General features: G+C 72.2%; 15 protein-coding genes. 6 read left to right on the top strand and 9 right to left on the bottom strand.

The genetic code is table 11. The features are described 5' to 3' along the window. Window positions 1–106: 106 nt before the first annotated feature. The gene (locus SLINC_RS06925; protein WP_152038976.1) at window positions 107–1,162 is read left to right on the top strand and encodes a hypothetical protein; all 1,056 of its coding nucleotides are present in this window, start codon (window positions 107–109) and stop codon (window positions 1,160–1,162) included. After that, window positions 1,159–5,031: a CHAT domain-containing protein gene (locus tag SLINC_RS06920; RefSeq protein ID WP_152038975.1), complete on the top strand. Its 3,873-nt coding sequence runs from the start codon at window positions 1,159–1,161 to the stop codon at window positions 5,029–5,031. The genes SLINC_RS06925 and SLINC_RS06920 overlap by 4 nt, the downstream gene beginning before the upstream one ends. A gap of 502 nt (window positions 5,032–5,533) precedes the next feature. Here the strand turns inward: SLINC_RS06920 and exaC are convergent. The 5 genes from exaC to xylB form a co-directional block, all read right to left on the bottom strand. Next, window positions 5,534–7,057 carry an acetaldehyde dehydrogenase ExaC gene (gene exaC, locus SLINC_RS06915; RefSeq protein WP_067427974.1) on the bottom strand — a complete coding sequence of 508 codons (1,524 nt, stop codon included), beginning with the start codon at window positions 7,055–7,057 and terminating at the stop codon, window positions 5,534–5,536. 250 nt (window positions 7,058–7,307) lie between these two features. Then, window positions 7,308–8,621 (bottom strand): GAF domain-containing protein, encoded by a 1,314-nt coding sequence (locus SLINC_RS06910; RefSeq protein ID WP_225988271.1) that lies wholly within the window; start codon window positions 8,619–8,621, stop codon window positions 7,308–7,310. 84 nt (window positions 8,622–8,705) lie between these two features. Then, window positions 8,706–9,719 (bottom strand): acetamidase/formamidase family protein, encoded by a 1,014-nt coding sequence (locus SLINC_RS06905; protein WP_067427972.1) that lies wholly within the window; start codon window positions 9,717–9,719, stop codon window positions 8,706–8,708. 196 nt (window positions 9,720–9,915) lie between these two features. Next, complete coding sequence (locus SLINC_RS06900) at window positions 9,916–11,124, bottom strand: ROK family transcriptional regulator (protein ID WP_067427970.1); 1,209 nt, start codon at window positions 11,122–11,124, stop codon at window positions 9,916–9,918. 58 nt (window positions 11,125–11,182) lie between these two features. Further along, window positions 11,183–12,628 (bottom strand): xylulokinase, encoded by a 1,446-nt coding sequence (gene xylB, locus SLINC_RS06895; protein WP_067427968.1) that lies wholly within the window; start codon window positions 12,626–12,628, stop codon window positions 11,183–11,185. A gap of 117 nt (window positions 12,629–12,745) precedes the next feature. Between xylB and xylA the strand changes: the two genes are divergently transcribed. Both xylA and SLINC_RS06885 read left to right on the top strand, forming a co-directional pair. Then, window positions 12,746–13,912, top strand: a complete 1,167-nt coding sequence (gene xylA, locus SLINC_RS06890; RefSeq protein ID WP_067427966.1) for a xylose isomerase — start codon at window positions 12,746–12,748, stop codon at window positions 13,910–13,912. 159 nt (window positions 13,913–14,071) lie between these two features. Next, window positions 14,072–14,524 carry a hypothetical protein gene (locus tag SLINC_RS06885; protein ID WP_225988270.1) on the top strand — a complete coding sequence of 151 codons (453 nt, stop codon included), beginning with the start codon at window positions 14,072–14,074 and terminating at the stop codon, window positions 14,522–14,524. Window positions 14,525–14,592: 68 nt separating this feature from the next. Here the strand turns inward: SLINC_RS06885 and SLINC_RS06880 are convergent, their stop codons facing one another. From SLINC_RS06880 to SLINC_RS06870, 3 genes are all read right to left on the bottom strand, one after another. Next, window positions 14,593–15,933, bottom strand: a complete 1,341-nt coding sequence (locus SLINC_RS06880; protein ID WP_067427964.1) for an esterase-like activity of phytase family protein — start codon at window positions 15,931–15,933, stop codon at window positions 14,593–14,595. Window positions 15,934–16,051: 118 nt separating this feature from the next. Beyond that, window positions 16,052–17,314, bottom strand: a complete 1,263-nt coding sequence (locus tag SLINC_RS06875) for an SWF or SNF family helicase (RefSeq protein WP_067427961.1) — start codon at window positions 17,312–17,314, stop codon at window positions 16,052–16,054. Continuing rightward, window positions 17,311–20,184 (bottom strand): DEAD/DEAH box helicase, encoded by a 2,874-nt coding sequence (locus SLINC_RS06870; RefSeq protein ID WP_067427958.1) that lies wholly within the window; start codon window positions 20,182–20,184, stop codon window positions 17,311–17,313. The genes SLINC_RS06875 and SLINC_RS06870 overlap by 4 nt, the downstream gene beginning before the upstream one ends. Before the next feature lie 249 nt (window positions 20,185–20,433). Between SLINC_RS06870 and SLINC_RS06865 the strand changes: the two genes are divergently transcribed. Continuing rightward, window positions 20,434–21,489, top strand: coding sequence for a fatty acid desaturase family protein (locus SLINC_RS06865; RefSeq protein WP_067427956.1), 1,056 nt, complete (start codon window positions 20,434–20,436; stop codon window positions 21,487–21,489). Window positions 21,490–21,605: 116 nt separating this feature from the next. After that, window positions 21,606–21,788, top strand: coding sequence for a hypothetical protein (locus tag SLINC_RS06860; protein ID WP_020137233.1), 183 nt, complete (start codon window positions 21,606–21,608; stop codon window positions 21,786–21,788). Between the two features lie 82 nt (window positions 21,789–21,870). On the opposite strand, the gene SLINC_RS06855 is transcribed toward SLINC_RS06860, so the two are convergent. Next, window positions 21,871–22,740, bottom strand: coding sequence for a hypothetical protein (locus SLINC_RS06855; protein WP_067427954.1), 870 nt, complete (start codon window positions 22,738–22,740; stop codon window positions 21,871–21,873). Between the last annotated feature and the right edge of the window lie 115 nt (window positions 22,741–22,855).

Raw genomic sequence — 22,855 nt, 5'->3', positions numbered from 1 at the left:
TTCCGGGGGCACGCCGACGAGGCTCGGGGAGAGCGCGGGGAGGGGGTTCGCGGTGGAACTGGTGCGCACATTGATCGCCGGGCGTGCGAACAGGTGGCTGCTGAGGGTGAGCGGAGGCGCGTTCGCCTTCTGGGCGGTGGTGGTCGTGGGCCTCAGCGCTCGGCTGCCCGGAGCCACCGACTGTTCCGGTTCCGCCGAAGGGCGGGTCACGCGTCTGTGGTGCGAAGGGTCGTCCGTCGATCCGGTGGCCGTCGTCGTGGGCATCGTCCTGGCACTCACGCTGGCCGTCGGCTCCTCGCTCATCATCGCAGCGGCGACGAAGCCAGTTCTTGCCTGGCTGGCGGGCACCTCGTGGCCCCTGAACGGGCGCTTGGCCGGGTTGACCGCCCGTCGCCTGCGTCACCATCAGCGTGTGTACGCGGCGGCAGTCGGCCGGCTCGCCTCCGCCGCAGGTCACAGGGCGCGTGACTCGGAGGCGGCGGATGACGTGCTGACGCTGGCTCGCGACGCCCGGGCGCTTGCGCGGAGGATGCGCTACCCGAGCCCCGGAGGCCCGTCGCCGCACGGCAACCGCCGGGTGGCTCCCACGCGGTTGGGCAACAGCTTCGCCGCCATGACCGAGCGGGTGGAGACCAGGCACGGCCTGCAACTGGACGTCTGCTGGCCGCTCCTGGAGATCAGTCTGTGCCAGCCGCACCTGGCGGGACTCAAACGCGAGTCGGAGGTGGTCGCTTCACGGGTGCAGAACCTGCTCTGGGCCGTCTGCACCGGTGTGGTCGCACTCGCCTTCGCCGCAGGATCCCTCTTCGCCGGCGACGGGACGGTGCTCGCGGTGTGCATGCTCATCGCGGCCGTGGCCGCGGGCGCCACGGCGCTGCTGCACCGCGGTCTGGGCGACGCGGTGGACGACTACTGCGACAGCATCGAGGCCGTCCTGGTGGCATCCAGGACGGCACTCTACGAGACGGCAGGCTGGCCACAGCCCACCGACATCACCGCGGAGCGGGCGACGGGACGCCTGCTCACCGCGTACCTCAGCCGCCGTGCCGAGCAGGCCACCGCCCTCACCTTCACCCCGCAGACGTACCCCGTCGACATCGGTCAGATCGCCCTCGACGCGGGCCAGGCTCCGGCTTCGACCTCGGCAGGACCGACCACATGAGCGGCAGGGAAGGCCGATCGACCGAGCCGTACAACAGGGGAGTGCTCTCAGGCGCGTTCGCCGATGACGAGATCGGCTGGATCGCCGCCGAGTTCGCCGCGCTGGCCGGGCTGACACGGAGCTCCGGAGGCGCGTGCCGCCCCTACCTCTCCGCTCTCGCCGAGATGGTCGCGGACGAGACCGATGCCTTCTCCTGCCGGGGCCCGGTACCGGAGGCGCTGAACCGACTGCGGGGGAGAGTGGTGGCGCACATGAGGTCCGAGATGCCCGACGACGTACCGCACGGGACCGTGGACCCCGCCGACTGCCTGAACCTGGCCCGCTTGCTGAGCCACGCGCCGAACGTACCCGCGACGGCTGTGGACGGTCTCGACGGCCCGAGGATCAGGGACCTGAGGGAAGCACTGCACCACCTGTCCACCGCGCGAGCGGCCGTCGCCCGTGAGAGCGTGTGGCGGACGGAGGAGACCACTCAGGATCCGCCGCGACCCGGCCTCGTGCCCCTCAGCCTCCAGGCGCACCTGATTCATGTCGAACTCGACACCTTGCTGGAGCACGCCGCCGAATACCGTCCCACCACAGCGCCGTCCGAGACACGTGCCATGGCCAAGGCGATACGGGACGCACTGTCCGGCCTGCGCCGTGACCACCTCGAACTGCTTGACGAAGTGTTGCCGTTGCTCGACCCGCAGGATCCGGACCTGGTACGGATCCAGGCCTGTCGACTGGTCACGTGGGCCCATCTGCTCAGAGAGGACCCGGAGCGGCTGGCCGGCACCGAATGGCGGGAATGGCTGAGCGCGCTGTCCGTCCTCAGAGACCGGGACGACGTCCCGGACGAGGTGACGGTGGCCCTTCGGCAGATGGAGTCGGAACTCGTCCTCAAGCGGGCCGTGGAGCACGGTCCGGCGGCAGCGGAAGAGTCCGGAAACCTGCTGGAGGGGCTGAACAGACTCAAGGACGTCTGGCTCGCGGGTGGAGAACCCTCGGTCGTCGCGGCAGCGGTGTATGCCGAGGGCCTCATCCACGCGGTGGCCGAGAGACTGCTCCCGCCGTCGGTTCTGACCGAGGCGATCGAAGCGGCGGAGTACGGGACAACGCAACTGGACCCGCGAGGCGTCGACTTCCCGACTTCTCTGCTGGTCCGTGGAATGGCCAGAAGCGCGCGGGCCGCGTACTCGTTCGGCGCCGACGACATCGAGCACGCGCTCGAGGACATCACCCAGGCGCTGCGCACCCTGCCGCCGGACCACCCGGCCGTGCCCAACGCGCTGGTGATGCTCTGCCATTCGCTCCTCGGGCGTCTCAACACGCGCGGCTCGATCAAGGACAGCCGAAGTGCCCTGGCGCTATTGGAGAGTTACGCCGACGACATGCCACGCTCCGGGGTCGGACCCCTCGTCATGGACGTGTTCCGTGGTCTGGCCCACGTCCGCTTCCACAACAGCGCGGGCGCCGACGACGCCGACTGCGGAATCCCGGCACCGACGGACAGAAGCCATACCGGGTCGGCGCTGGCGCTGATGCGCACCGCGCTGGAGAGCCCGGCCGCCGCGGAGCTGAAACAGGGAATCGAAGGGGCGCTCACCCTGGTCTTCGCCCAGGCCCTGGTACTCGCCGGCGAGCTGCCGGGCCGGAAGACCGCCGTCTATGCCGAGCAGGCCTTGCCGTGGGCCGAGCGATCCTACGCCCTGGCCACGAACGCCGCCGAACGCGTGCACCGCGGGGTGACCCTCGAAGCGATCCGGATAGGCGCGCGCGGTGTGGAGCACATACGGGCACAAGGTGGGCTGGACGAGCGCTTGACCGAGTACGAGAACATGGCGGAGGCGGCGGCACTGAGCAGCGGCGGCGCAGACGGCATGCTCCAAGCGATGCTCACCCTGATTCGCACCGTGCGGAGCCAGCTCCAGGGCACGACGGACGACGCCATTCAGACGCTGCGCTCGATCACCATGGAGTCCGAGAACCAACCCCTTCCGAAAGTGCGCACGGTGGCGCAACTGCGCCTCGCCCGTGCGTTACGGGTCAGAGGAGCGGCCGCGGTCGTCCGGACGTCACGGGAGACACTCGCCCGCCTTCGGAGCGAGGTGGACGTGATGCCGGGGTTGGGCCCCTTGCTGGACGCCGTCACACCCTCCCTCGGCCCGTCCTCCCCGGCGGCCGAGCAGGGGCACGGGTCACGTGCCGACCTGGCCGAGTCCCGGAGTATCGGCGTACGGATCCTGCGGGAGAACGCCCGGCAGGTGCTTCTGCAGGAAGGCACCGCGGACGCCTTGTTCTCGGCGCGCGACGCGGGAAAGGAGGCGCTCGAGGTCGCCCACTGGGCCATCGCGGACCGAGCGTGGGACGCGGCGGTACAGGCGCTGGAGTCCGGGCGGGCCCTTGTCCTGCACAGTGCCCATGTGCACCGTGACACTCCTGCGCGTCTGCACGCGCTGGGGCGCGGTGACCTCGCCGAATCCTGGAACAGGCACGTCAGGGACACCGGCCTCCTTCGCGTTCCCGAATACGTCGCGGGCGACCCCGGCGCCGACCTGACAGTGCCGAGCGGTCTGACCGGTGTCGTCATGGGCCTTCTCGAGGCGGACGGGGCGCTGGACGGTCTGGTGGCCCCGCCCTGCGTCGCGGACATCAGCAACGCGCTGGCAGCAGTGGGTTTCCAGGCGCTGGTCTACCTGCTACCGCCGGGCCCCGGTCCGGCGGCGGAAGGTTCCCCGCCCGGATTCTCCGGGGGCGGTGCCCTGGTGCTCACAGCCACCGGCAGGGCCTCGTGGGTCCCCTTCCCGGGCACAGCGGCGGCCGGCTCTCCGGCCCTGGACCGCTACCGAGCCGTCCTGCGCGTCTGGAGTTCCTCGGCAGGGGGAGCCGCGAACCCCGCGGGCAATGAGCAGTGGGCGCGAGCACTGTCCGAGATGTGCGACTGGGCCGGCCGGACCATGCTCAAACCCGTCCTGGCCGCACTGGACAGACACTGTCCGCCCCGCCCGGACGGCAGGGCACGCACCGTCCTGATACCGATGGGCGACCTGGCAGCCGTGCCCTGGGCCGCGGTGCCGGTCGGGGGACCGGACGTCCTGGCCATCGACCGGTTGGTGATCTCGTACGCCCCTTCCGCCCGGCAGTTCATCGCGGCCACGGCCAGGCCGCGTCCCGTACCGAACGAACGGGCACTGCTGGTCAACGGCCTGACCGGTCCCGCGGCGGCATGGACCGCCACCGCTCTCCTGCACGGCGGGTTGTATCCCCGGGCCACCGTTCTGAACGTCCGGAACGCGGACGGAGAACCGCAGAGGATCGGTGCGTCACTGCTCACCGAGATCTCGATCGGCTCCGGCTGGACAATGATCGACATCGCCGCTCACCTGGCGCAGGATCTGGCCGAACCGTGGCGCTCGTGCATCCACCTGGGAGAAGAGCGCCTCCGCGTCGACCAGATCGCGAACACAGTGATCAGAGTGCCCAGTTCGGTGAACACCGAGGGTCAGGAGAATCCCGGCGGCGTATGCGTGTCGCTGGCCTGCTGCACCAGCAACCTCAGCGATCGCTACCCCGACGAAGGGTTCACCGTCGCGGGTGCCTTTCTCTCCGCGGGAGCGTCGACCGTCCTGGGCTCGCTCTGGCCGTCGCAGAACGCCGCCACGGCATTCGTGATGCTGATGTTTCACCACTTCATGGGGCGTGGACACGAACCCTCGGAGGCTCTGCGCCGTGCACAGCAGTGGATGCGACGGCCCGACCGCCGCATCCCGGAGAGCCTTCCGCAGACCACCGCGAACCGGCTCGCGAGGCAGCTGGAGCGGATCAGCGGCGTGATCGCGCTCGACTCGCCGAGCCACTGGGCGGGTGCTGTGCATCTGGGCCGCTGAACGTTCGAAGACGGCCGGTACGGCACGGGCCGGGCGGCATCCCACACAGCACGACGCCGATGGTCAGGCCATTGGCACGGCCCGCGTGGCATTGCCGCCCGTGTGGCAAGGGCTGTGCGGGGATGCCACGACACTCGGGCGTGCGGCCGTCAGGCGCCGGAGTCGCCCTCACGTGCGGTGATGCGCCGGACTGCCCTCACCCGGTAGGCCCGGGTGTTCGACGATTGATCGACCGCACCGAGACCGACTGCTGCCCGTCGGGCACGCCTTCACACGCGCCTTCGCGCCGGGCAAGATCGCAACGTACCGTCACTGGCGAACTGGCATCCCGGAAACGGAGCCACAAGCGTGACCGGGCGAGCCCTTGGCGCGAGCCGAAGGTGAACTCGCACTCCGGGCGGTCATTTCCCGCCTGGAGGCGGGGCCGAGCACGGCCTGATCACGCTGGTGGCCCCGCCGGCCCCGCTGTCCCTGGTGGATCGAGCCGATTCCCGACGTGTGCCTAGAAGAAGCCCAGCTTCTGCGGCGAGTACGACACCAGGAGATTCTTCGTCTGCTGGTAGTGCTCCAGCATCATCTTGTGGTTCTCGCGGCCGATGCCCGACTGCTTGTAGCCGCCGAAGGCGGCGTGCGCCGGGTAGGCGTGGTAGCAGTTCGTCCAGACGCGGCCCGCCTGGATCGCCCGGCCGGCGCGGTAGGCGGTGTTGATGTCGCGGGTCCACACGCCCGCGCCCAGGCCGTACAGCGTGTCGTTCGCGATCTTGATGGCGTCGTCGAAGTCGTCGAAGGACGTCACGGAGACGACGGGGCCGAAGATCTCCTCCTGGAAGATCCGCATGCGGTTGTCGCCCTCGAAGATGGTCGGCTGGACGTAGTAGCCGCCCTTCAACTCCCCGTCGTACTCCACGCGTTCGCCGCCCGTGAGCACTTTGGCGCCCTCCTGGCGGCCGATGTCCAGGTAGGAGAGGATCTTCTCCAGCTGGTCGTTGGAGGCCTGGGCGCCGATCATGGTGTCGGTGTCGAGGGGGTGGCCCGGGGTGATCAGCTCGGTGCGGTCCACGGCCGCCCGGAGGAACTCGGCGTAGGCGCCGCGCTGGATGAGGGCCCGGGACGGGCAGGTGCACACCTCGCCCTGGTTGAGCGCGAACATGGTGAAGCCTTCGAGGGCCTTGTCGCGGAAGTCGTCGTCCTGCGCCCATACGTCGTCGAAGAAGATGTTGGGCGACTTGCCGCCGAGCTCCAGGGTGACCGGCTTGATGTTCTCCGAGGCGTACTGCATGATCAGCCGCCCCGTCGTGGTCTCGCCGGTGAACGCCACCTTCGCCACCCGCGGGCTGGACGCCAGTGGCTTGCCCGCCTCCGCTCCGAAGCCGTTGACGATGTTCACCACGCCCGGCGGGAGCAGGTCCGCGATCAGGCTCATCCAGTAGTGGATGGAGGCCGGGGTCTGCTCGGCCGGCTTGATGACGACCGCGTTGCCCGCGGCGAGGGCCGGAGCCAGTTTCCAGGTCGCCATCAGGATCGGGAAGTTCCACGGAATGATCTGCGCCACGACGCCCAGCGGCTCGTGGAAGTGGTAGGCCACCGTGTCGTCGTCGAGCTCTCCCAGCGAGCCCTCCTGGGAGCGGATCGCGCCGGCGAAGTAGCGGAAGTGGTCGATGGCGAGGGGGATGTCGGCCGCCAGCGTCTCGCGGACCGGCTTGCCGTTCTCCCAGCTCTCGGCGACCGCGAGCGGTTCGAGATGCGCCTCCATGCGGTCGGCGATCTTCAGCAGGATGTCGGAGCGTTCGGTCACCGACGTGCGGCCCCAGGCGGGGGCGGCCGCGTGGGCCGCGTCGAGCGCCCGCTCCACGTCCTCCGCGGTGCCGCGTGCGATCTCGGTGAACGGCTGCCCGTTCACCGGGGACGGGTTCTCGAAGTACTGTCCGCGGGCCGGCGGCACGTACTCACCGCCGATGAAATGGTCGTAGCGCGCCTGGTAGGAGACGATCGCGCCCTCGGTTCCGGGCGCCGCGTAACGGGTCATGCCGGTCTGCCTCCTTCAGAAGCGCTGCCCGCCGTTGGGCAGCTCTCGGCGCGAGGCTAGGAAGCGGCACGTTGCAATTACGTTGCGCCATGGATCCCGAGCAGGGAGGGGGGCGCGCCACCGGATCACGTGTGGTGGAGAATCGGCCTGCGCACCTGCGCACCTGCGCACCTGCGCACCTGCGCACCTGCGCACCTGCGCACCTGCGTCCCTGCGCACACCTGAGTCTCTGTGCCGAAGCCGGCTGCGATCAGCGCACCGCCGACCGCGGCCACGCGGGTGGCGCCGCCAACTCCGCCTCCAGCGAGGCCAGTCGGGCCCGTACCGCCGCCGTCGGTCGCACCGTGGCGAGCGCCCGCCAGACGTCGAGGTCGTCCTCGCCCCACGCCGCGTGCGCCCAGTCGGCGAGCAGGTCGGGGTCGCGGCGGGCGATCAGCGCGGTCCGTAGACCGTCGGTGATCCTGCGCCGCAGCCGCACCACCGCCGGCGCCTGCGAACCGGGCAGCAGCGGTCCCGCGTACGCCGCCGCGGCCGCGATGACCGCGCCGGTCTCCAACCGCCGCTCGACCACGGCGACGTCGGACTCGACCGGGACGGTGAGCCGGTAGGGGCGCGACGCGAGCAGGCTCGGGCCGAGCAACCGGCGCAGCCGGGCCAGTTCGGCGCGCAGGGTCACCGGTGGCACCGACTCGTCCTCGTAGAGCGCGCACAACAACTCGTCGCCGCTCAGCCCCTCCGGGTGGCGGGCCAGCAGCACCAGGATCTCGCTGTGCCGACGGCTGAGCCTGATCCGGCGCCCCTCGACGCGCAGCTGTGCCTCGTCGCGGCCGAGCGCGGTCAGCTCGGGCGTGCCGAGAACGGGCTGCTCAGGAACGAGCAGCGCCAGATGGGACTCCGCGGCTCGCGCCACGGCCTGCACGAAACCCAGGCTGTGCGGATGCGCGAGCCCGTTCCCGCCGGTGATGTCCACGGCACCGAGCACTCGCCCGGACCGGGGATCGTGCACGGGCGCCGCCGCGCAGGTCCAGGGCTGTACCCGGCGGATGAAGTGCTCGGCCGCGAACACCTGCACCGGCCGGTCCACGGCCACCGCCGTGCCCGGCGCGTTCGTCCCGACGGAGGTCTCCGCCCAGCGCGCACCCGGTACGAAGTTCATCCGCCCGGCCCGGCGCCGCGTGCTCGGGTGACCCTCGACCCACAGCAGCCTGCCGTGCGCGTCGCACACCGCGAGGAGGTGCTCCCCGTCGGCGGCGAACGTGCCCAGCAACTCGCGGAACAACGGCATCACCCGCGCCAGAGGGTGCTCGGCCCGGTAGGCGCCGAGGTCGCCGTCCATGAGTTCCACGTCCGCGGTGCCGTCGGGCCCGACACCGGCCCGCGCGGAACGCCGCCAGGAGTCGGCCACCACCGGACGCACCGGACGCGGCACCGTCCCCGCCTCGGTGAACGTCTCGTGTGCGCGCCGCAGCATCCGCGCGTGCTCGGCGGGGTCGGCCCCGGGCTCCAGGGCCACCCACGGATCGGTCAACTCGGCCTCCCCGAACGGCGACGTGGTCGTGGACATCGTCACTCCGGGTACGGGCGTGGACAACCGTTTCGACCACACTCACCCGAACGACGGACCAGGTGTTTCGACCCGGCGGACCGTTCAGCCCCGGAGAGCCGCCGCGGCCTCCCGCAGCCGCGCGTGCACTCCGCGGTGCGTCTCGCGTGCGGGCAGCCATTCCTTGCGGAGCTTGGCCACGCACGTGTAGTTGGTGTCGCAGACGTTGGCCAGCGGCGATTCGACGGTCTGGGTCGCGAACTGGTAGGCGTCCAGTTCGCCGAACCCGTAGTCGCGGACCAGCCATCGCACCAGGTCGAGCTGGGATATCCGGAACGCGTCCTCCAACGGGCGTGCCGAGCCCGTCGAGATGATGTGGGTGTCCGACTCGATGCGTGGCCAGGGCGTGGCCAGGCCCTTCAGCAGCTCGACGATCACCACGGTGTTCATCGCGCACTCCACGGCCACACCGCAGGTCTCTCCCTCGCCCTGCCGGGCGTGGCCGTCGCCGAGGCTGAGCAGCGCCCCCTCGACGTTCACGCCGAGGTAGCAGGTGACGCCGGCGCGCATCTCGGGTGTGTCCATGTTGCCGCCGTGCGCGTCGGGCACCAGTGCCGAGCGCACCTCCAGGTTGGCGGGGGCCACGCCCACCGTGCCGTGCATCGGGTCCATCGGCAGCTCGATCTCGATGTCGCTGTCGCGGGCCCGGAACAGTGCCGTGCGACGGGAGCGGTCGAGCTGCCAGATCCATACCGTCTCCGGGAGCGGTGGTTGCAGCGTGGCCGTGGTGTGGGTCGAGGTGAGCGCGCCGAAGAGCGGGACCGTGGTGGAGGCGGCCCAGTCCCGGGCGGGTTCGATCGACACGAAGTGCACGGCGACGGTGTCGCCCGGCTCGGCGCCCTCGATGTGGAAGGGCCCGGTCTGCGGATTGAGGAACGGGAACTCGCACACCTCGGACACCAGGTCCTTCTCGGACCGCACCCGTCCGGCGAAGCAGTCCTCGGTGTACAGGTCGAGCACGGTGCCGGGCGCGATCCGCGCCACCGGCGGCGCACCGCCGAACGTCCAGGCGTACTCGCCCGGTCCGGGGCGCACGGTCAGGATCCTGGGGTCGTTCATCGCGGTACGGCTCCGTTCTGCGGAACTCCGATGGCTGTGGCTCGCGGGAACGACGGTACGGCGCCTGTGGGTCGGGCAGAAGAACACCCTGTGTTTCAGTGGACGACCGCGTGATTGTGGATAACTCGCTCACCCGGACGGGTGGGAGCGGCGCCGGACGGGTGGGAACGGCGCTGGTCGGTGGGAACGGCGCCGGTCAGGCCCGTTCCGCCACTCGCGCCGGGTCGTCCAGCACAGCGCGCACCACCGAGTGCGCGGCCCCCAGCAGCGGTCCCTCGGGGCCCAGCTCGGACACTGTCACGGGGCAGGCGGGGCCCGCCGTGCGTTTCGCCAGTTCCTGCCGCAGGGACGGCAGCAGCCACGGCGCGAGGCCGGCGAGTGCGCCGCCCAGCACGACGTTCTCGGGATCCAGCAGGTTGACCGCGCCGGTCAGCGCGATCCCGAGGGCCTCTCCGGCCTCGCGCAGGGCCCGCCGTACGTTCTCGTCCCCGTCCGTCGCGCGGTGCGAGAGGAGTCCGACGCGGTCCTCGCCCGGCTCCAGGCCGGCCGCCCGCAGCACGGCCTCCTCACCGGCGTACTGCTCCAGGCAGCCCCGTCCGCCGCACGGGCAGCCGGGTCCGTCCGGGTGGACCGGTACATGGCCCAGCTCGCCCGCGAAGCCCCGTGTTCCGTGCAGCAGCCGCCCGTCCACCACGACCGCGGCGCCGATGCCGATCTCCGCGGAGACGTGCAGGAAGTCGTGAGGGGTGCCGTCACCGAGCCAGAGCTCGGCGAGAGCGCCGAAGTTGGCCTCGTTGCCCACCGTGGGCGCGAACTCGGCGGGCAGCAGGGCGCCGATGTCGGTGTCGTGCCAGTCGAGGTTCGGTGCGCGGACGACGGTCCGGGCGTCGCGTGCCACCAGTCCGGGCACGGCCACGGCCAGCCCCGCCGGCCACAGCCCGAGGCTCTCCGCCTCGGCGACGACCTGCCGCACCAGGTCGGTGAGCTCGGCGGTCACCGGCTCGGGGGAGCGGCCCCGGTTCACGCCGTGGCGCACCGCCCGGGCGCGTATCTCCCCGCGCAGGTCGACGGCGCACACCGCGAGGTGGTCCACGCCGATCTCGGCGCCGATCCCGGCGGGCCCGTGCCCGCTGACGGCGAGCGCCGAGCCCGGCCTGCCCACCCGGCCGGGCCGTTCCGGGCCCAGTTCCTCCAGGAGTCCCGAGCGGATGAGTTCGTCGACCAGGCTCGACACGGCCGCGCGGGTCAGTCCGATGTGCGAGGCGACGGCGGCACGGGACAGCGGCCCCTCGGCCCTGAGGGTGTGCATCACCCGGGCGAGGTTGCGCCGCCGCATCCCCTGCTGGGTGTCGGGCAGCGCGCGTCCGGGGCCGGCCGGGTGGGCCTCGTGCAGCGGTGCGGTCATGCCTCCGTCCGTCCTCGCTCGGTGTCGGTGGCTCGGTCGACGGGCATGCGCCGGTGGCTCAGCGTGGGTCCGTCCCCCGCTCCAGCAGCGAAGCCGCGTCGGAGAGTACCCCGGTGATCCTTGCCAGCGCCGCCTCGTCCCGCTCCACGGCCTCCAGCACCGGTCCGGCGGTGGTGTTCCAGCGGCGTGCGACCGCGGCCGGATCCTCGCCGGTGAGCAGGCCGGCGGCCTGGGCCGCCGCGCCCAGCGCGACCAGTTCCCTGGCCTCGGGCACCTGGACCGGGCGGCCCGACAGCCGTCGTACGGTCTGCTGCCAGGCAGTGCCCCGCGCGCCGCCGCCGATCAGCAGCAGCGGTGTCGAACGGTCGGCGTCCTCGTCGAGGACCAGGTCGAGCGCGCCGAGCAGCGCGTGGACGGCGCCGTCGTAGGCGGCCTGGAGGAGCTGGCCGCCGGTGGTGTCGTGGCGCAGGCCGTGCAGCAGTCCCGAGGCGTTCGGGAGGTTGGGGGTGCGCTCGCCGTCCAGGTAGGGGAGCAGGGTGACGGCGGTGGTGGGTTCCACCGCCTCGCGGTCCAGGCCCAGCAGGGTCGCGACCCGGTCGACGGCGAGGGTGCAGTTCAGGGTGCAGGCCAGGGGCAGCCAGTCGCCGTGGGCGTCGGCGAAGCCCGCCACCGTGCCGGTGGGGTCCGTCGGGCGCCGCTTCGACACGGCGTACACCGTGCCGGAGGTGCCGAGGCTGAGCACCGGGGTGCCGGGGCGCAGGCCGAGGCCCAGCGCGGCGGCGGCGTTGTCGCCGGTGCCGGGGGCGACCAGGGTGCCCTTGGAGAACGGCAGGTCGTGGCCGTCGCGCACGGTGCCGGCCACCTCGCCGGGCCGGACCACGCGGGGCAGCAGGGCCGGGTCGAGCCCGACGTGGGCGAGGATCTCGTCGTCGTACGACTCGGTCCCCGAGGCCCACCAGCCGGTGCCCGAGACATCGCCGCGGTCGGTCGTGCCCTGACCCGTGAGGCGCTCGGTGAGGTAGTCGTGGGGAAGCCTTACGGCCTTGGCGGCGCGGACCGCCTCCGGCTCGTGCTCGGCCAGCCAGGCCCACTTCGTGACGGTGAAGGAGGCCGCAGGGACCGATCCCGTGCGCTCGGCCCAGAACTTCGCGCCGCCCAGTTCCTCGGTCAGCCGGCGGGCCTGCGGCGCGGAGCGCACGTCGTTCCACAGCAGGGCCGGGCGGACCGGCTCGCCGTGCTCGTCCAGGGTGACCAGGCCGTGCTGCTGGCCACCGATCGAGACCGCGGCCGCCTCGCGCGCCGCGTCCCCGCACTGGCGCAGGGCCTCGTTCAGGGCGTCCCACCACTGGCGCGGGTCGCTCTCCCGGCCGGCGCCGGAGGTCACGGTGTGCGGTGCCTGGCCGCTCGCGACGACCTGCCCGGTGGCCGCGTCCACGACCAGCGCCTTCGTGGACTGCGTGGATGTGTCCACGCCGACGACGAGCGGACCCTCGGCTGCTGACATCGGGCTCTCCTCAAGTTTTTCCGCGGCTCTTCGGGGTCTGTCTTCCCAGAGATGCGTTCGCATACTAATTTGTAAACGGCCATGACGAAATAGTCTCAGCACGCAAGGAGCCGCGGCATGAACTACCAGCCCACCCCCGAGGACAGGTTCACCTTCGGCCTGTGGACCGTCGGCTGGCAGGGACGGGACCCGTTCGGCGACGCCACCCGCCGTGCCCTCGACCCGGTCGAGACCGTGCGGCGCCTGTCCGAGCTCGGCGCCCACGGCGTGACCTTCCACGACGACGACCTGATCCCCTTCGGGTCCTCCGACAGCGAGCGCGAAGGTCACATCAAGCGCTTCCGCGAGGCCCTGGACGCGACCGGCATGAAGGTGCCGATGGCGACCACCAACCTCTTCACGCACCCGGTCTTCAAGGACGGCGCGTTCACCGCCAACGACCGTGACGTGCGCCGTTACGCGCTGCGCAAGACGATCCGCAACATCGACCTCGCGGCCGAGCTCGGCGCCGAGACGTACGTCGCCTGGGGCGGCCGTGAGGGCGCCGAGTCCGGCGCCGCCAAGGACGTACGCGTGGCCCTGGACCGCATGAAGGAGGCCTTCGACCTCCTCGGCGAGTACGTCACCGAACAGGGCTACGACCTGCGCTTCGCGATCGAGCCCAAGCCGAACGAGCCGCGCGGCGACATCCTGCTGCCCACCGTCGGTCACGCCCTGGCGTTCATCGAGCGCCTGGAGCGCCCGGAGCTGTACGGCGTCAACCCCGAGGTCGGCCACGAGCAGATGGCCGGGCTGAACTTCCCGCACGGCATCGCGCAGGCCCTGTGGGCGGGCAAGCTCTTCCACATCGACCTCAACGGCCAGTCCGGCATCAAGTACGACCAGGACCTGCGCTTCGGCGCCGGCGACCTGCGTGCCGCCTTCTGGCTGGTCGACCTCCTGGAGAGCGCCGGTTACGCGGGCCCGAAGCACTTCGACTTCAAGCCGCCGCGGACCGAGGACCTCGACGGCGTGTGGGCCTCGGCCGCGGGCTGCATGCGCAACTACCTCATCCTGAAGGAGCGCGCGGCCGCCTTCCGCGCCGACCCGGAGGTCCAGGAGGCCCTGCGCGCCTCCCGCCTGGACGAGCTGGCGCAGCCCACCGCGGCCGACGGCCTCAAGGCGCTGCTCGCGGACCGTGCGGCCTTCGAGGAGTTCGACGCGGAGGCGGCCGCCGCGCGCGGTATGGCCTTCGAGCAGCTCGACCAGCTGGCGATGGACCACCTGCTGGGCGCGCGCGGCTGACCACGCGTGCGCGTGCACTCGCCTCGCGCGGTTCGTGAGTGATGCCCTGTGGCGGCCCTCGCACGGAATGTTCCGGAATCATGCGGTCCACGGCATGAGCCGGAATCAACTCCCGTGCGGGGGTCGCGGCCTGACCGCTTCGAGGCGACTCTGGACGGCATGGGCATCCCGCCGGTACCCCCTCAGCCGCCCGGACCACCGGGTGACACGCCGCCTCAGAGCGGCGGTTTCGGACCACCTCCCGACGACCACGGGCGCACCTCGTACGGCGGGACGCCGCCGACCCAGCCGATGAGCCCGGTCGGCGATCCGGGCCCGGACCGTCCCAGAAGGCGCCGGAACCCGCTCTTCGCCCTGCTGGCCGTGATCGTGGCCGCGGTGGCGATCGGCGTCGTGGTCCTGATGGCATCGGGCAGCGAGGACTCACGCGACGACAAGCCGGCCCCCGAGAGCAGCAGCGGCTCTCCCAAGCCGTCGTTCAGCCTCCCGACCGAACTCCCCAGCGAGCTGCCCTCGCAGCTACCCACGGAGCTGCCGAGCGGATTCCCGAGCGACCTGCCCAGTGATCTCGAATCGCTGATCCCGTCGCTGCCGGAAGAGGTGTTCCCCTAGATCCTGGTGGACCCTTCTCGGCCGCAGGGCCCGTCGTCCGCCGGACGGGCCCTGGGCGCGGATCCGCGTCAGATGCCGTGCGGCAGCCGCACGTACGTCACCGTCGTCTCCACCCCGCTGTCGACCAGCCGGCCCCGCGCGTCGAACGCGCCCGCGCCGTCCGTCATCCCGAAGTCGTTGTCGTTGATCAGGGCGAGCATGTCACGGTCCACGCGCGCGACGCCCTCGATCTTCCCGGGCACTCCGGCGACCGTCCCCAGATCGACGACGAGCCGCTTGTCGAGCACCGGTACGCCCGAGGCCGCCGGGTCCGCCAGCTGTTCCAGCGACGGAGACGTCGTGTCGTCGTCCCAGCGGCCGCCCAGAATGTTCGCGGTGCGGTCCAGCCGTACGAGCTGGAGCCGCGCGGCCTTGTCGGTGCGCTCCTCGACCAGCAGCCGGTCACCGCCCACGGCGACCACGGAGGAGATCTTCAGCTCGGAGGTGTCGTCCTCGCCCGGATCCACCACGTCCACCGGGTCGAAGCGGTACGCGTACTCGGCGGTGACCGCCTTCTTCTTCGGCGAGAAGCGCAGCAGCCGCGTGGTCCGGGAGGCCTCACCGGCGTCCGTGTCCGGCACCGACAGCGGGCTCTGAAGAGCGATCACCAGGTCGCCGCCCGGCAGTTGGGCGAGCCCCTCGAAACCGCGGTTGATCTTCCGGTGCAGGTAGACGGACGGTAGGGCCTCCACCACCGGGTAGTCCGCACCACTGAGGTGGAGCCCCTTGGGCACGTACCGCGTGAGGACCTTCCCGCGCGCGGAGACGTGGACCAGGCTCGGCCCGTACTCGTCGACGAGCCAGAAACTCCCGTCCCCGGCGCGCACGATGCCCTCGGTGTCCAGCCCGTTCGGGTTGTACGCCAGTGGGGTCGTCGCGTCGTACGTGTACGGCGCCTCGTCGCGCCCCGCCTGGTTCGACAGCCCGGTGACCGCCTTGCCGGAGGCGGTGGTGACCGCCATCGCGTCCAGCACCTTCACCGTGTCGCCGGACACGCGGATCCTCACGATCGCCGGATCGAATCCCGGCACCGGGAACGTGCGGCGCTTGCTGCCGTCCACCTTGATCTGGCCGTTGGGGCCGCGGTCGGTCACCGTCCAGAACTCGTCCTTGCGGCCCGCGGGGTAGATGTCGCTGCCGATGCCGCCGAGGTCCACGCCCCGGTCGTCGCCCACCGTGCCCGGCAGCAGCGCGTCGCTGAACGCGCCGAGCGGGATGTCACCGAGCGTCGCCGTACGCACGACGTGCGCCTTCCCGGAGGGCGTGCCCGCGGCGGGGACCGCCGTGATCAAGGCGGCGATCACGGCGAGGGGCACTCCCGCCGCGGCAATGCGTGCGATGGGGCGTCGACCGCCGGCAGACGGGGACATCGGGCCTCCTGAGGGGCGGGTTCGGTGACAGCGGCCAGATTTGGGCCCCGCGCGGAACGCCGTACGACTGCCGGGTGAACGCGGGGCGTCGACCGCTCGTCGAGCAGAACTCGCCGGTTCAGACGGCCTCTTCGGTCCCGGAGGCCTCCACGGAGGCGAGCGCCGTCGCGGGATCCTGGGCCGCCCCGCCCGCCGGGGTCCAGCGGCCCTGTTCCTTCCGGTACGGCCACCAGCGGCCGTCCCGTCCCAGGCGGAGCTGGCTCGGCGCGCCGACGACCGTCCACCGGTTGGCCGTCGCCCGCAGGGTCGGCCGTTCGTCCTCCTCCCAGGCCGAGTCCAGAGCGGCACGCGCGCGTGCGAGCGTTTCGCCCTCGACGGCCCACTCCTCCTCGCACACCGCCAGCGCGGCGGCGCCGCCCAGCCGCCACGCGCGCACGGCCCGGGAGAGCTGTTCCCGGTCGCGCCCGGAGCCGTCGGCGAGCCGGACGGCCACGGCCGCCTCGGGATCGCCCGCGGCCAGGCGGACGGCGTCCTGGGCCATCGTCAACTCCGTCTCCGGCGCCGCTTCGGCCCGCAGGGCGTCGGCGAGCAGCCGGTGCGCCTCCGCGGCGGTGCGCGCGGCCAGGAACTCCAGCGCGGCCGCGTCGATGCCGGGCGCGGGCGGAGCCTCGGTGTCCAGGGACGGCGGTACGCCCGGCCGTTCGGGCAGCCCGGCGGGGGCGGGCAGCGGCGGCAGGATGTCGCCGACCGCGTAGGCCTCGGCCGCGTCCACTCCCGTGGGCTCGGCAGTTGGCGTCCCGGGTGTGGCGCTGCGCTCCTGGAGAGCGTCCAGCAGGGGACGTTCGGCGCGTCCCCGCATCAGCAGCAGGACGAAGGGATCCTGGTCCAGCAGGCGCGCCACCTGGTGGCAGAGGGCGGCCGTGTGCCCGCAGTGGTCCCAGGCGCCGCAGTCGCACTCCGGCTCCAGTTCGCCCATGCCCGGCAGCAGGTCGATGCCCGCCGCCGCCGCGTCCTCGACCAGGTGCGGCGGCATGTCACGGTCCAGCAGCGCCGCGACGTGCCCGGCCCGCTCCACCGCCATGTCGAGGAAGCGGTCCCACTGCTCGTCGGACAGCTCCGCGAGCAGCACGTCGGCCCGGTGCGCCGCGCCGTCGCGGTCCTGGACCACGGCCGTGATCCGTCCCGGCCGCACGGACACCGCGCCGACCGCTCCCGCGCGCGCGAGCCGGCGGCCCGCCTTCACCTGCACCGAGTCCAGGGCCGTGTCCTCCAGGGCCTTCAGCCAGGCCCGGCCCCACCACGTCTGCGCGAAGCCCCGCCCCTGCGCGGGCGGCAACGCGGCGAATGTCCGTTCTGTTTCTGTATCCGTGTACTCGTTCATCGCTCTCCCCCTCGCAGCGCGACCAGATCGGCCAGCTCCGCGTCCGTCAGTTCCGTGAACGCCGCCTCGCCCGCACCCAGTACCGCGTCCGCCAGCTGCCTCTTGCGGTCGAGCATGGCGGCGATGCGGTCCTCGATGGTCCCCTCGGCGATCAGCCGGTGCACCTGTACGGGCCGGGTCTGGCCGATGCGGTACGCGCGGTCCGTGGCCTGGGCCTCGACGGCCGGGTTCCACCAGCGGTCGTAGTGCACGACATGTTCGGCCCGGGTGAGGTTCAGCCCTGTGCCCGCGGCCTTCAACGACAGCAGGAAGACCGGCACTTCACCGTCCTGGAACCGGCGCACCATCGCCTCCCGCTGCGGCACGGGCGTCCCTCCGTGCAGGAACTGCGAGGCCACGCCGCGGGCCGAGAGATGCTGCTCGATCAGGCGGGCCATCGCCACGTACTGCGTGAAGACCAGCACGCCCGCGCCCTCGGCGAGGATGGTGTCGAGCAGTTCGTCCAGGAGTTCCAGCTTCCCCGAGCGCCCGGCGATTCTCGGCCGGTCCTCTTTGAGGAACTGCGCCGGGTGGTTGCAGATCTGCTTCAGCCCCGTCAGCAGCTTCACGATCAGGCCGCGGCGGGCCATGCTGTCCGCGCCGGAGATCTCCGCGAGCGTCTCGCGCACCACCGCCTCGTACAGCCCCGCCTGTTCGGGGGTGAGAGAGACGGCGCGGTCGGTCTCGGTCTTCGGCGGCAGTTCCGGGGCGATCCCCGGATCCGACTTGCGGCGGCGCAGCAGGAAGGGGCGCACGAGCCGGGCGAGCCGTTCGGCGGCGGCCGGATCCTGCCCGCTCTCGACGGTCTGCGCGTACCGCGTGCGGAAGGTGCCGAGCCGTCCCAGCAGTCCGGGGGTCGTCCAGTCGAGGATCGCCCACAGCTCCGACAGGTTGTTCTCGACCGGTGTGCCGGTGAGCGCCACGCGGGCGCGTGCGCCGATGGAACGCAGCTCACGGGCGGTTGCCGAGTACGGGTTCTTCACGTGCTGGGCCTCGTCCGCCACGACCATGCCCCACGGCACTTCGGCGAGCCGGGGCGCGTCCAGGCGCATCGTGCCGTACGTGGTGAGCACGAACTCCCCGTCGGCCAGGGCGTCCAGGCCGCGCCGCGCCCCGTGGAAGCGGCGCACCGGCGTGCCGGGCGCGAACCTCTCGATCTCGCGCTGCCAGTTGCCCATCAGGGACGTGGGGCACACCACGAGCGTGGGACCGGCGGACCCGGCCTCGGTCTGCCGGTGCAGATGCAACGCGATCAGGGTGATCGTCTTGCCCAGTCCCATGTCGTCGGCCAGACAGCAGCCCAAGCCCAGGGAGGTCGTCCGGGCCAGCCAGCTCAGTCCGCGCCGCTGGTAGTCCCGCAGCGTGGCGTCGAGCGCGGCCGGCTGACCGACCGGCTCCTGGGCCTCGGGGTCCGCGAGGCGCTCCCGCAGGGCCGCCAGCCAGCCCGTGGGCTCCACCTCGACCCGGCGGCCGTCGACCTCCGTCGAGCCCGTCAGGGCGGCGCTCAGCGCGTCGATGGGCGTCACCTTGCGGTCCTGCTGGGCGCGGGCCCGGCGCACCGCGTGAGGGTCGACCAGGACCCACTGGTCGCGCAGCCGTACGACGGGACGGCCGGCCTCGGCGAGACGGTCCAGTTCCTCGCGGGTCAGGTGCCGGTCGCCCAGGGCGAACCGCCAGTCGAAGGCGATGAGCGCGTCGACGGACAGGAACGACGGTGTGTCCGACGAGAATCTGTCGGGCCTCGCCGTCTCGTCCGGGGGACCGACCACCGCGCGGGCGGTCAGTTCGCGGGCCAGCTCCTTCGGCCAGTGCACCTCCACCGCTGCCCCCGACAGGGCCCGGGTGCCCTCTCCGAGCAGGTCGGTGACTTCCTCGTCGGCCAGATCGACGGCGTCGGGCACGGCCGCCGACAGCAGCGGCGCGAGCGGCGGCCAGGCGCGGGCCGCGCGGCGCAGCGCGAGCAGGGCGTCCATCCGCGCGCGCGGACCGAAGCCCCCGCTCGCGGCTCCGGAGCCTGCCCACACCTCGGCGGCGTCCGCGACGAGCGTCGGATCGCTCACGCTGTGCACCTGGAGCACGGCCCGGAACGCGAGCGCGGTGTCGTCCTGCGTCTCGTCCGACCCGTCGGGCAGACCCCCTACCTCGACCCGCAGGGAGAGCCGTACGCCCGCGTCGTGACCGGCGGCGACATCGGCTGCCCAGGCGCGCTGCTCGGGCAGCCGGCGCGGTTCCGGTGCCGCGTAGGCGGGACCGCCCGTGGCCAAGGGCGCGGCGGGTGAGCGGGGCAGGGAGTCGGCCACCGCGTCCAGGAAGACGCGCAGCAGTTCCTCCGGCTCCGGCAGCCGGGGCGGCCCGGCGCTCTCCAGCGGCACGGCGTGCGCCTCGGGCGGCATCGCCGCGGCGAGTCGGCGGATGTCCTCGACGTCCTCGGGCCCGAGGGGACCCACGCGCCAGGCGTCGTGGTCGTCCGCGGACAGGCCGGGCAGCAGCAGCCCACGCGCGACGAAGTGCAGCGCCAGCACGGCCGCGGAGCTCCAGAAGGCGGTGCTGCGGTCCGCGTGCCCGAGGGCACGCGCGCGTGTGAGGGCCGGCAGGGCGGCGCGCACGGGCACCGCGACGGCGGGCACGCTCACCCGGTCGACACCGTCGTCGCCGGGCACGACGACGGTCAGGTCCGTGATCCGCCCCGCCGCGACAGGGGGCGGCGGGTCGCCGTCGGGCCGCCAGAAGGCGACGGTGCCGGTCCGGGCCGGATCGCCGGGTACGAACACGGCACAGCAGTCGGCGAGTTCGGAGAGCTCGGACGACGTGGCCAGGGGGATCCTCTGCACAGGGATGCCCTACTCCTCAAGTTTGACTACCGCGAGACGGAGTCGCCGAGGGTACATCACCCAGGCGACCTGTCCGGCATGGGCAGGGCGTGATCCACGTCACGCCGCGGGTGAGGTGTCGTCAACCCCCCTGCCGCGCGGTGCTGGCCCCCGCCGGGACACGGGGGGTGCCCTCATGGTCGCGGCAGGTCACCAGTCCGTACGTTTCCTCAGGTCAGCGCCTTTTCCTGAGAGAGCCGGAGACCGGACATGTCCCAGACCACCCCAGCCCTCGCCGCCCGCCCGCGCGGAACATCCGGCTCACCACCGGGCGGGAGCGAGTTCACGCCTCTCCTGCGCGCGGTGAAGGGCCAGGGCCTTCTGGAGCGCCGCCACGGCTGGTACGCCCGCGTCATCGCCCTCAACGCGCTCACTCTGGCGGCCGTCGGCACGGGGATCGTCCTGGCCGGCAACTCCTGGTGGACATTACTGCTCGCGCCCGTGCTGGCGGTGGTCTGCGCGCGCACGGCCTTCATAGGCCACGACGCCGGCCACGCGCAGATCGCCGGCGACAAGGCGGTCGGCCGTCTCATCGGCCTCGTCCACGCCAATCTGCTGCTGGGCATGAGCTTCTCCTGGTGGAACCGCAAGCACAACCGCCACCACGCCAACCCCAACCACATCGACAAGGACCCCGATGTGGCCGCCGACGTGCTCGTGTTCACCGGAGAGCAGGCCAAGGTGCGGACGGGCTTCAGGCGCTGGCTCACCCGCCATCAGGCATGGCTGTTCTTCCCGCTCACCCTCCTCGAAGGCATCGCCCTGAAGATCCACGGCTTCCGGGACCTGCGCCGGCAGTCGCCGAGGGAGCGCTCCGTCGAGGCCCTCCTGCTGATCGGCCACGTCGTCGGCTACGCGGCTCTCCTGCTCACGGCCATGTCTCCCGGGAAGGCCCTCGTCTTCGCCGTCCTCCATCAGGCCCTCTTCGGCCTGCACCTGGGGTTGTCCTTCGCGCCCAACCACAAGGGCATGGAGATGCCCGATCCGGACGGCGTCTCCTGGGGCCACCTGCGCCGCCAGGTACTCACCTCGCGCAACGTCCGGGGCGGCGCCGTGACCGACTGGTTCCTCGGCGGCCTCAACTACCAGATCGAGCACCACCTCTTCCCCAGCATGCCCCGGCCCCATCTGCGGCTCGCCCGTCCGCTGGTGCGCGCCCACTGCCGAGAACTGGGTATCCCTTACGCGGAGACCGGGCTCGTCGACTCCTACCGGCAGGCACTGGGCCACATGCACGAGGTGGGGGAGCCCCTGCGTGCCGGATAGGGGTGGATGTCGGGGATGTCTCAGGGGTGTCTCAGGGTCGCGATTCGGAACTGTGAGAGGCGCGGACCCGTTTTGCTGGACAGAGAGCGGCAGTGGCCGCGAAGGAGGCGACGCACATGTCGAAGAACGCGAAGATCGCCGCAGGAGGTGTGGCGGTCGGACTGCTCCTGTTGATCTGGCTGCCGTGGTGGGCGGCGCTCCTGATCGTCCTGGGAGTTCCGGCCGCCGCGTACCTCACGCTCGACCCCTCGCAGCGGCGCAGGCTGCGCCGTGTCACACGCAAGGAGCTCGGCCGCTGACGCACCACCATGGCGGAACGCCCCCGCCCGCGAGAGGGAACACCTTCCCGGGCAGGGGCGTGCGGCACCGCTCCTCAAAGCCTCACAGCGGGCGTACGGCCATCTTGTCGAGCGCCTCCAGCAGACCCGGCAGCTCCGGCCCCCGGCCCACCGGCAGGACCTCGCCGGGCTCGTCGTCGAGCAGGACGAACGCGATGTCGTCGGTCCTGGCCACGAGTGACCAACCGGGGCCGTCGGCACGCAGAGTCCGTGCGTCGCCCGGCGCGAACGACGACCGGACACGGCCGAGCGGCGGCGGCGCGTCCACATAGGCACGGGCCTCCGTGAGAACCCGCCGGATCCCGCTGTGACCGCCCTTGGGTGCCCCCTGCTGGCCCTCCTGTCCGAGGGTTCCGGAGGAGTCACCGACGGCGGGCGTCCCCACGTCGGACCCACCGGACGCGGTCGCGAAGGCCGAGTCGTCGATCTGCTCCCGCCACACCGCCCACTGGAGCGCGATCTCGTCGGCCCCCAGCCGCCGCTGGGCCGGGCCCCACGTGGAGGTGTCCGGCGGCGTCAGCGGCTCGCACTCCGCGATCTCCGGGGAGGGGTCGTGCGGCGCGGGCACGCCCGGGGCCGCGACGGCGACGTCGAGGGGCCAGCCGGGCAGGGCGGCGACCACCGTGCGCTCGTCCGGCGACAGATCGTGCTCCATGCCGCAGTCCCACGACGCGATGGCGACGGCGACCAGGGAGACGTCGTCGACGACGACCGTCCAGCGGGCACCCTCACCGTCCTGGCCGAGCACCAGGCCGTACCCGTCGGCCAGAGGCGCGAGCCCCAGCGCCGCGCAGGCCTCCGGATAGTCGTCGCCCAGCACGCTCGGGAACTTCGCCGGCGTCAGCAGCGCCGCCGTCAGCACATAGAGCGCGTCCTCCGCGGCGGCGACGGTGTCCTCGTCCGTCCCGGCCATCCCAGCCTCCCCATCGGTTCGTCCAACGGCGCGCACCCTAGTGCGCCCGGAAGGCGCTTGTCACGGCTCCCCAGTCCACCCCGAGCTGCCGTTATCCGGCCGGTCGGGGCGAAAC

Source organism: Streptomyces lincolnensis (genome assembly GCF_001685355.1).
Lineage (GTDB): Bacteria > Actinomycetota > Actinomycetes > Streptomycetales > Streptomycetaceae > Streptomyces > Streptomyces lincolnensis.
Note: the sequence above shows the minus strand (reverse complement) of the source record. Positions and strands in the feature narration are given on the sequence as shown.